We start from the raw sequence: 10051 nt of genomic DNA on the forward strand, positions 1-10051 counted from the left end.
TTGGATGAAGAGCGGAATGGCGATCCACAGGATCGTCAGCGGGTTCGACAAGATGACCTCGCCCTTGAACGAGAACAGGAGCACCAGCGTCACCAGGAGGGCGATGATGGTGATGGGCGTCAATACATGGAGAAACTTCTCGCGGAACCAGACCGCACCCTTGGCGGCGATGAGCCACTTGCGTGAGACGTAGCCGGCCACCAGCGGCAGGGCCACATAGATGGCGATCGAAAGCACGAGCGCCTGCCACGGCACCGGCAGCCGGCCGACGCCCAAGAGGAACCCGCCGAGCGGACCGTACAGAAAGAGCATCGTCAGCGAGTTGATCGCCACCATCACCAGCGTGTGCCCGTCGTTCCCTTTCGCCAGGTATCCCCACACCAGCACCATTGCCGTGCACGGCGCGACGCCCAAGAGAATGCACCCGGCGAGGTAACTCCGCCACAGGGGCACCGCGAGCATCTTCACGCCGTCCACCAGAACCACCGTGCCCGCGCCGTAGGCCTCGCCAACCCCGAGGTCCAGGCCGAACGGCATCTTCACGTGGTCCACCGCGTCGGGGCCGATGAATCCCCGGAACACGACGCCCAGGAAAAGGAAGGCAATGGCGTACATGGTGAAGGGCTTGACGGCCCAGTTGACGAAGAGCGTCAGGCCTACCGGCCGCACGCTCTTGCCGGCCTTCAGGACCTCGGCGAAATCAATCTTCACCATAATCGGATACATCATGAAGAAGAGGCACACGGCAATCGGGATCGAAACGACCGGCGCGTCGTTGACGTAGATGGCCATGCCGTCGAGCGACTTGGCGAAGCCGGGGGCGAACTTCCCCAGCACGATGCCCCCGACGATGCAGAGGATCACCCATAGCGTCAGGTACTTCTCGAAGACGCCGAGACCCTTGCCCGGCGTGTGAGGTTGCGCCTCGCGCCCGTTCTCGGGCTGTTCTTGTGCGTCCGGCATGAGTGTCCCTCGGCCCTACCGGACCAGTTCCATCTCGCCCTTCGCGCGCTGCTTCAGGACGTCCTCGATGCACCCCAGGAAGTTCACCACGCACGGGCACCGTAGCGCATAGAACACCTGGTTCCCGCGCTTCTCGTCCTCGACGATCCCCGCCGACCGCAGCACCGTCAGGTGCTTCGAGACGGTGGACATGTCGGCCCCCACCATCTCGGTCAACTCGCAGACGCACCGCGCGCCATGCGAAAGTTCCTCGACGATGAACAGCCGCGTCGGGTGCGCCACGGCCTTCAGCACCCGCGCCCGCGCCTCAAACCGTGCCTGCGTTTTCGTGTTCATGGCCGTCCTCCCAGGGTTCTTGCTCATTTGGCATAATAGCCAAGTGCTTCCCGGTCGTCAATGGCGCGCCCCTCTTTGCCGCGGCCCCTGTATCGGCGGCCAGGGCGAGTCGGGCCCATGAGGCGCGCCGCCTTCAGGGCGGTTCTCCGACGGCGCCAACCGCCCGGCACACCTCCAGGAGCGCATCCTTCAGGCGCTCGTACTCCCCCTCGAACACGGGTCGGCAGCGGCGTACGTCCGCCTCTCCCGCATGCACCCGCACCGCGAAGGCCAGGCAGGTGGCCTCGCCGCACGCCCGGCAGTTCGTCCTCGGCAATCGCTTGAAGATCTCCAGGGCCGGCGGCTTCTGGCGCATCTCGTAGGACGGTTCGATCTCGCCCCGCCGCGCCCAAGTCTCGTTCGCCCGCCGGCGGATCGCCTCCAGCGTTCGCCAGCCGTCCACGATCTCGTCGGCCTTCGCCACGGCAATCCGCCGTGGGTACATTGAGATCAGCCGGTACCCCTCCATAAACGTGAACGTGGGGCCCCGCGCGTTGTAGGAGGCTTCCTTCATCTCGGCGTTTATGTAGGGGAACACCTCGGCCAAGTCGCCCGTCAGGTGGGTGATGAACCGTATCTTCGTCGCGTCCGCCACGCAGGGGGCCAGCACCACGATGGCGGCCTCGCCGAACACATCTTCTTCAAAGCCGCGCGGCGGCTCGGCCGGAACCCGAATCACGGCGGGCCGGTATTCCACGAAGCCCGCACAGATCACCGGATCGCCCCTGCCGTCCGTTAGCGCCGCCCGCCCCTCGCTGCCCAACACCAGCGCCGGTGCGCCGACCTTGGAGTAGCCCGGATCGGGCGATACGGCCTCGTAGGTGAGCGCGCGGCCGTCCAGACGCGCCTGGGCTTTGCGCCCTTCCTCGCGGCTCGGAAACGTTGTGATGACGGCCATAGCAGCCTGTTGTCCTGCCCAGGGACGCTCAGGAAACGAACATTCCAAAGATCCAGCCCACGAGGGTGGACATCACGACCGTCAGCAGACAGAACACAAACGTCTTGCGGAAGCCGACCACTTTGTAGATGACCAGGATGCTCGGGAGCGAGAGGGCCGGCCCGGCCAAGAGGAGCGCCAGCGCGGGCCCGCGCCCCATCCCCAGCCGCAGCAGCATCTCCACGATCGGAATCTCCGTGAGCGTGGCGAAGTACCAGATCATCCCGACGAACGCCGCGACGAAGTTGGCGATGAGGCCGTTCCCGCCGACCAGGGTGGCGACGTACGTCTCCGGAATCAGAGCGCCAATGAAGCCCGTCACGAACACGCCGCCGAAGAGCAGGGGCACGATCATCAGGCCGAAGTCCCACGTCGCCTGCATCCACTGCTTGGTCTCGTCGCGCGAGAACCACCGCCAGAGCATCACGAGGACCGCCAGGCCCATCCCTCCCGCCAGATACCACTTGATGCCGTGGACCGTCATCACGAAACCCGGCTTCGGTTCCACCTGGGCGATGTCGGTGCGGCTCAGTCGGCGGACCTCCGTCCCCAGCCGCCCGTCCGCCTCGTACTTCTGCACGTCGAGTGAGTCCTGCGTCGAATAGCGGATGTTCGCTTCCAGGACCGTCCCGTCCGTCATCGTGATGGTCACGTCGTTGGTGTTATACCAGTCGCTGAACACGAGGAAGAGGATCATGCAGAGGAAGTAGAGCGCCGTCTTCCACAGCGGCCGCGGGCTGTGCGGCGCCTCCGGCATCTGCATGGCCACATCCGCACGCTTTTTCTCGCTCCGGCGAAAGACCAGCGCCATCGCCAGGCCGATGACGAACGCGAATACCACCGCCCCGATCGCCCGCGCCACGCCCAGGTCGAGCCCCAGCACCCGGGCCGACAGGAAAATGGCCATCACGTTGATGGCCGGCCCGGAATACAGAAATGCGCTGGCAGGCCCCAGCCCCGCCCCCATCGTGTAGATGCCGGCGAACATCGGCAGCACGCTGCACGAACAGACGGCCAGGACGATCCCGGACACCGACGCCACCGTGTAGGCCAGCGGCCGATTGGCCCGGGGCCCCAGATACCGCATCACGGACGCCTGCGACAGAAACGTCGCAATCGCCCCCGCGATGAACATGGCCGGCACCACGCACGCCAGCGTGTGGTTGATCGCGTACCACTGGAGCAGCCGGAAGGCCTCCAGGACCGCATTGGAGACCTTCGCGCTGCCCAGAGGCAGGAAGTAGGCCACCAGGAACACCGCCACCAGCACGGCGAACTTTTTCCAGTCTTTCATGACGTTCTCCTTGCGCCTCCGAGTCTGTCGCGTGCGCGGACGGTCCTTCCGCCTCTCCCCCGGGCCCTGCCAAAGGCTGGCCCGCGCCTCCCGCCGCGCGGGCATCCTCGACGGCACGCGCGTTCTTGGCTCCTTGGTAATATAGCCAAGCGCCGACAATTCGTCAAGGGGTTTTTTCGGCGGGAGGCCCGTTTTCCTCCGCCCGCCGGCGAAACAGGCGCGCGCGGGACTATTGCGGACGGCCGGGCGCGGGGGTAGAGTGGTGGAACGGGCCAGGGGATCCTTTAAGAAAAGGAGAGAGGCGATGCGCGCGGCAATCGGGTGGATGGGTGTGGCGGCGATTTTGGCGGGGTTTCTGGCGGCCGCCGTGATGGCGGCGGAAGAGGGTCCGGCCCCCGAAGAAGGGGCGAAGGGCGGGACCGTGACGGGGATCCTCACGGCCAAGAGCAAAGAATGGATCGAGGTGAAGGCGGAGGGCGAGAAGGAATCGCAGCGGTATTTGCCTTTCTGGCACGGCGGCAACCCGGACCAAGGCGGCGGACTGGACGCGGCAATGCTGGAGACGATCGCGAAGATCCCGGTCTCGAATCTCGTGCGCCTCGAGTGGAAGATGGAAGAGCACCGCCGGATCGTGCGGATCGAAGTCGTGAAGCCCGCGGAGCCGAGCGGCGCCGTGACCGGCAAGGTGGTCGCGCTGGGCGATCAGTGGTTCGACCTGAAGCCGGAGGGCAAGGGTCCGACGGAACGGTACATGCCGGAGTGGCACGGTGGGGCACCGGCGGAGGGCGGCGGGCTCGATAAGGAAATGGTGTCGGCGATCGGGAAGTTGAAGGTGGGCGACACGGCGAAGGTCGCGTGGCGGTACGACGAACGGAAGCGTGTGGTGGGATTGGAGCGGATAGAGTCGGCGTCGGATGCGAAAGATTAGAAGTGGTTTCAAAACCTGGAGGGCACGGATTGCGAGCAATCCGTGGCACCCGGAAATAGGGGTTCCCGCCCGATTAGCGGGTGCCACCGTTTGCTTGCAAACGGTGCGTAATGGTTTTGAAACCACTTCCAGCCGCGACCCGGCAGCGCGCGCGGACGAACGGGGCTACGCGGCGGCGCGGGGGGAAAGGTTGCAACGGGGCGAGCGGGCGTTTAGGATAGGATTTTGAGGAAAGCCGAGCGCAGCGTCAGGTCGGGGTCTCGGAGCGGAGCGCGTGCCCATCGGACGAACCATCGCGAACGTCGGGCGGTACGTGGCGGACCAGGTCGAGGGTCTGGGGCGATTCGGCGTCTTCACGGGCCAGATGTTCCGTTGGCTGGTGACGGACGCGACGCGTTGGCGGCTCCTCCGGCCGCAACTCTACCAGGTGGGCGTGCGGAGTTTGCCGGTCGTCGTCATCACGGGGGCGTTCGTGGGGATGGTGCTGGCGGCGCAGTCGTATAAACAGTTCGAGGCGATCGGGCGGGCGTCGTGGTCGGGGGCGGTGATCAACGTCTCGGTGGTGAAGGAGTTGGGCCCGGTGCTGGCGGGGGTGATGCTGGCGGGGATGGTGGGCGGCGCGCTGGCGGCGGAACTGGGGACGATGAAGGTCACGGAGCAGATCGACGCCCTCAGGGCGCTGGGGGCCGACCCGATCAAGCACCTCGTGGTGCCTCGGTTCCTCGCGACGTTCCTGATGATCCCGTTCCTGACCGTGTACTGCGACTTCGTGGGCATCCTGGGGGGATACCTGGTGGCGTGGAGTTACGGGGTGGACACGCACGAGTACTGGATGCACTCGGCGGACGTGATCGAGAACTTCGACATATTTTCGGGTGTACTGAAGAGTACGTTCTTCGGGGCGGCGATCGCGCTGGTGTCGTGCTACAAGGGGTTCCAGAGCCGGCAGGGCGCGTACGGGGTGGGGATGGCGGCGCTGGAGGCGTTCGTCTCCTCCTTCGTGGCGATCCTGGTGCTGGACTTCTTCATCGTGCTCCTGTTGAACGGGGTGTATGACCTCGTCTGGGGCCGGGTTGGCGTGTTCCTGTGAGGACGGCCAAGGAGAATGTCGAACATCGAATGTCCAACCGCAGAATGACGAAGGGAAAGCGAAACGGCACAGCAGCCCACGGTTAGCCGCGACCCGACTTGTCCCGGCGTAGTCCCGGCGCGCCGGGACGAAGCCGGAAGGGGAGCGGGAGGCATTGCGGAATGCGGAGCGAAAACCAAAGCTCGCAGCAACACGGCGAGATCCCCGCCACGGCGGGCAAGCCTCGACTCCCCCGGCGCGCCGGGATCGCTCGGGATGACAACCGGCAAGCGGTGAGGTCGGAAGAGCCGGTCATCCGCCTGATGAACGTCTGGAAGGAGTTCGGGGACAATGAGGTGTTCCGGGACCTCGGGCTTGAGTTTCGGCGGGCGGCGACGACGGTGGTGCTGGGTCCGAGCGGGGTGGGAAAAAGCGTGATGCTGAAACTTATCCTGGGCCTCCTGAAACCGGACCGGGGCCGGATCTATATCGACGGGACGGACACGACGGACCTTTCGGAGCGGGACCTCGCGCCGATCCGGATGCGGTTCGGGATGGTGTTCCAGGGGGCGGCGCTGTTTGACTTCCTCCCGGTGCGGGAGAACGTGGCCTTCGCGCTCCGCGAGCACAAGCGTCTGAGGGAGGACGAGGTGGAGCGGATCGTGCGCGAAAAGTTGGCGATGGTGGACCTGGCGGGGACCGAAAACCTTTGGCCGGAGCAACTCTCCGGCGGGATGAAAAAGAGAGTGGGCCTGGCGCGGGCGCTGGCGATGGACCCGGAGGTGATCCTCTACGACGAGCCGACGACCGGCCTGGACCCGGTGACGGCCGACACGATCAACGAGATGATCCTGAAGTGCCAGCGGGAACTGAAGACGACGAGCATCGTCGTGACGCACGACATGGCGAGCGCGTACAAGGTGGGGGACCGCCTGGTGATGCTCCACGAAGGGCGGGTCATCGCGGACGGGACGCCGGACCAGATGCGGGCGAACGGCGACGCCCGGGTGCAGCGGTTCGTGCGCGGGGATGCGAGCCTGTCGGGCGGCCGAGGGAACGAGTAAGGAACGCAAGCAATGAACGACCGCAAACACATCGTGGTGGGCCTGTTCGTGCTGGGGGGCCTCGTGCTGATGGGGGTGCTGGTGATGTGGTTCGAGGGGATGACGCAGTTCGTGCGGGAGCGGTACGAGGTTCGCGGCCATTTGCCGAGCAGCATCGGCGTGCGGGCCGGAAAACGCGTCCACAAGGACGGGATGGAAGTGGGCGACGTGGTGGATGTGGTGTCGAGTTTGCCGGAGCGGCCGGGCGTCTGGGTGCACATGCGGATCAACGAGGACGTGGCCATTCCGAGGGAAGCCGAGTTCATTGCGCAGCAGATGACGATGGGTGACATCTTCCTGGACTTTCAGACGCGCGGGCCTTCGACGGGGAGTTTGCCGAAGGACGGTTCCGCGCGGATCGAAGGACTCATCAAGACACCGAGCCTCCTGCCGGAGGACATGCTGGAGGACGTGCGCGAGGGCATTGCGACGCTGAAGCGCCTGGAGCCGCTGAGCAAAAGCCTGGAGGAACTGGTGGCGCCGCGGACGGTGGAGGAGGTCGAATCCGGCGCGAAGCCGGGAAATCTGTCGAGTGCCGTGAAACAATTCCAGACGACCGCCAGGACGCTCCAGGACGAGTTGAAGGACCCGAAGAGCGGGTTCGGACAACTCTTGGCCGGCGCGCAGAAGAGCACGGAGGAACTCTCCAAGACGCTCACCGAGGCGCGGACGACGTTCGCCTCAATCCGCGAGACGGCCGCGGTTTACCAGAAGAGCGGCACGAAGGCGAACGAGGTGATGGAGAAAGCGAGTGCGCTGGCGGACCAACTGAAAAAGGACGCGGACGAGGCGCAGAAACTCCTGGCGAACGTCGGCGCCGTGGTGGACGGCATCCGGCAGGGCAAGGGAACGCTTGGAAAACTCGTGGCCGACGACGAGTTGCACCTGAAACTCGTCACGCTCATCGAGAACCTCGAGACCCTCACCGACAACACGAACCGCCTCGTCACGATGTGGCGCGAGCAGGGCGTCCTGGCGAAGGAAAAATGACGCCTTTCGAGCCCGCCGCGGCGGGCTCGAAAGGCGCGGCGCGAGGTTCTGCCATGCGAGAAATCCGACTCGGCCTGATCGGCGCAGGAAACATGGGCGAGGCGATCGTGCGCGGCATCCTCGGGGCCGGGGTGCTCCAGGCCGACGAAATCCTGGCGGCGGACCCGGACGCGAACCGCCGAAAACTCTTCGAGGAAGACCTGGGCGTCCGCACGTTCGTGGAAGGCGTGCCCGTGGCCGAGCAGGCGCCGGTCGTCCTCCTGGCCGTCAAACCGCAGGCGTTCGACAAGGCCCTCGTGCCGGTGGCGAGCCTCCTCGGGCCGGACACGCTGCTCATATCGATTTGCGCTGGGATATCGACGCGGCACATTGAGGCGCTGGTGCCGACGGGAACGCGCGTCGTGCGCGCGATGCCCAATACGCCGATGGTCGTCGGCCGCGGGATCACGGCGATCGCGGCCGGCTCGAAGGCGACGCCGGAGGACCTCGAGACGGCGGAGCGGCTGCTGGGCGCGGCCGCGGAAGTCCTCCGCGTGCCGGAGACGCTCATCGACGCCGTCACCGCCGTGTCGGGGTCGGGGCCGGCGTATTTCTTCTACCTCGTGGAACTCCTGGCGTCGGCGGGCGTCGAGGTCGGCCTGGCGGAGGAGGACGCGAAGCGCCTCGTGCGCGTGACGTTCGAAGGGGCGGCGAGGCTCCTGGCGGAGTCGGGCGAAGAGCCCGAAGCGCTGCGCGCGAAGGTCACAAATCCCGGCGGCACGACCGAAGCCGCCATCCGCACCTTCGACGCCCTGGGATTTCCGAAGATGGTCGCCGAGGCCGTCAAGGCCGCCCGCAACCGCGGACGGGAGTTGGGGCGCTGAGATCGCCCCAGGAAACATTGCCTCCCCGGCCGCCGCCGGATATAGTGCCCGAGGGAAGGAGGTAATCCCCATGCGACGTGAACAAGTCCTCAATGTCTTGACAGCTCATCGAGAGCGGTTGCAGGCGTTTTCCGTGAAGTCGCTGGCCGTCTTCGGCTCGGTGGCGCGCGACGAGGCGAAGGAAGGCAGCGACGTGGATGTCCTCGTGGAGTTCACACCAGACCGGCCGGTGGGCCTCCTCCACTTCATCGGCCTGAAGCAGTATCTCGAGGAGATCCTGGGCTGCGGTGTGGACTTGGCGACGCCCGGCGCCCTGCGGGAAGGGATGCGAGACCGAATCCTCCGGGAGGCCATCCATGCCGCCTAGAGGTTGGCAAATGCGAATCGAGGACATCCTGGACGCCATCGTTCGCATTCAGGACTACACGCGGGGGATGACGTTCGAAGCCTTCAGCCACGACCGCAAGACGATCGATGCCGTCGTTCGCAACATCACCGTCATCGGTGAAGCCGCAGGCAACACTCCCCCCGCCGTGGCGGAACGGCATGATGAGATCCCCTGGCGCGAGATGCGCGATTTTCGGAACGTCGTGGTTCACGCCTACTTTGGCGTGGACCCGAAAGTGCTCTGGGACACGGTCCGAGTGGATCTGCCGCCGCTGGTTGACCCTCTGCGGAGGCTCCTCTCCGGGGAGAAGTGACCCGACAAGGAGTCACGCCGTTCGGGTTTCAAGGCGCTGGGCCTGCCAAAATCGGACCGAAGCCGTCAAAGCCGCACGCGACCGGGGACGGGAGTTGGGGCGCTGAAAACATTTCGGATTGCGGAGTGCGGATTGCGGAATGAAGGACAAGAAAGTCGTTTACCCGGGAAACTTTCCCGGCCGCATGTCTTCGGTGCTCGACAAAGGGAGGATGACATGAAGAGTGTTGTTGCGCGCTCACAGTTCTACAGCAGGAAATCCTACTGGTACTGGTGGGACGTATGGGATGAACGCAAGGAGGCCGTGGCCGAAACCGGTGAACTCGTGCTAGTGCAGAAAGATACCGGGCGAAGCGCGGCACTCAAGGCGGATGAGTTGCTGCCCCTGTTGACCGAGGCGCGACGGACTTCAAGGTTCCAGCGGCGAAGTAAGAGCGGCAAGGGCAACTGGGGCCTCTATGTCCGGCCACATCGGCCGGACGAGGTCGAAGTGGAAGCAGGGTGCAAAGAAATCGCTGCAGTCGTTCGCGTTCGGTGGCAGAAGCCCTGATTCAATCACGCACGGCCGGACAAGCCGACCGTGGCACACTCCGGATCAGCCTTGCGCGGCCTTCATTCCGCGTTCCGAGTTCCGCGTTCCGCGTTGCTTTTGAGGGCTTCCGCCACATCAAACGGGTCGCTCGAAACCACGCTCGAGGTGTAAAGTTCCATCGCGCCGACGTCGGCGGTCTTCGCGCCGGGAGAGCCGCGGTCCACGAAGTGCACCAGCACGGGGAAAGATTCCCAGGCCGGGTCCGCCTTTCCGAGCGGCGGCATGTAAACGGCCATG

At 65.4% G+C, this 10051-nt stretch carries 13 protein-coding genes; 8 read left to right on the plus strand and 5 right to left on the minus strand.

All coding sequences use genetic code 11. The features are described from left to right. From NTX40_05985 to NTX40_06000, 4 genes are all read right to left on the minus strand, one after another. Positions 1-963: bile acid:sodium symporter (locus NTX40_05985; GenBank protein MCX5648632.1), on the minus strand; the 963-nt coding region annotated here is incomplete at its 3' end. Between the two features lie 15 nt (positions 964-978). Beyond that, positions 979-1299, minus strand: a complete 321-nt coding sequence (locus NTX40_05990) for a metalloregulator ArsR/SmtB family transcription factor (protein MCX5648633.1) — start codon at positions 1297-1299, stop codon at positions 979-981. A gap of 133 nt (positions 1300-1432) precedes the next feature. Further along, the gene (locus NTX40_05995; protein MCX5648634.1) at positions 1433-2236 is read right to left on the minus strand and encodes a hypothetical protein; all 804 of its coding nucleotides are present in this window, start codon (positions 2234-2236) and stop codon (positions 1433-1435) included. Positions 2237-2264: 28 nt separating this feature from the next. Next, positions 2265-3569: a permease gene (locus NTX40_06000; GenBank protein MCX5648635.1), complete on the minus strand. Its 1305-nt coding sequence runs from the start codon at positions 3567-3569 to the stop codon at positions 2265-2267. A gap of 304 nt (positions 3570-3873) precedes the next feature. Between NTX40_06000 and NTX40_06005 the strand changes: the two genes are divergently transcribed. The 8 genes from NTX40_06005 to NTX40_06040 all read left to right on the plus strand — a co-directional run bounded on the left by NTX40_06005 (position 3874) and on the right by NTX40_06040 (position 9772). Beyond that, on the plus strand, positions 3874-4497 hold the full coding sequence (locus tag NTX40_06005; protein MCX5648636.1) for a hypothetical protein: 624 nt from the start codon (positions 3874-3876) through the stop codon (positions 4495-4497). Between the two features lie 274 nt (positions 4498-4771). Next, positions 4772-5587, plus strand: coding sequence for an ABC transporter permease (locus NTX40_06010; GenBank protein MCX5648637.1), 816 nt, complete (start codon positions 4772-4774; stop codon positions 5585-5587). 272 nt (positions 5588-5859) lie between these two features. Then, the gene (locus tag NTX40_06015; GenBank protein MCX5648638.1) at positions 5860-6630 is read left to right on the plus strand and encodes an ABC transporter ATP-binding protein; all 771 of its coding nucleotides are present in this window, start codon (positions 5860-5862) and stop codon (positions 6628-6630) included. A gap of 12 nt (positions 6631-6642) precedes the next feature. Next, entirely contained in the window at positions 6643-7659 is a 1017-nt protein-coding gene (locus NTX40_06020; protein MCX5648639.1) for a hypothetical protein, read from the plus strand. A 53-nt stretch (positions 7660-7712) separates the two neighbouring features. Then, positions 7713-8522, plus strand: a complete 810-nt coding sequence (proC, locus tag NTX40_06025; protein MCX5648640.1) for a pyrroline-5-carboxylate reductase — start codon at positions 7713-7715, stop codon at positions 8520-8522. Positions 8523-8592: 70 nt separating this feature from the next. After that, positions 8593-8889: a nucleotidyltransferase family protein gene (locus NTX40_06030; GenBank protein MCX5648641.1), complete on the plus strand. Its 297-nt coding sequence runs from the start codon at positions 8593-8595 to the stop codon at positions 8887-8889. Between the two features lie 10 nt (positions 8890-8899). Beyond that, positions 8900-9223 carry a DUF86 domain-containing protein gene (locus NTX40_06035; protein MCX5648642.1) on the plus strand — a complete coding sequence of 108 codons (324 nt, stop codon included), beginning with the start codon at positions 8900-8902 and terminating at the stop codon, positions 9221-9223. A 216-nt stretch (positions 9224-9439) separates the two neighbouring features. Further along, positions 9440-9772, plus strand: coding sequence for a hypothetical protein (locus tag NTX40_06040; protein MCX5648643.1), 333 nt, complete (start codon positions 9440-9442; stop codon positions 9770-9772). Between the two features lie 62 nt (positions 9773-9834). Here the strand turns inward: NTX40_06040 and NTX40_06045 are convergent. Continuing rightward, positions 9835-10051, minus strand: a 217-nt coding sequence (locus NTX40_06045; protein ID MCX5648644.1) for a hypothetical protein, incomplete at its 5' end; no start/stop codon positions are given.

The organism is Planctomycetota bacterium, assembly GCA_026387035.1.
Taxonomy (GTDB): Bacteria; Planctomycetota; Phycisphaerae; order FEN-1346; family FEN-1346; genus JAPLMM01.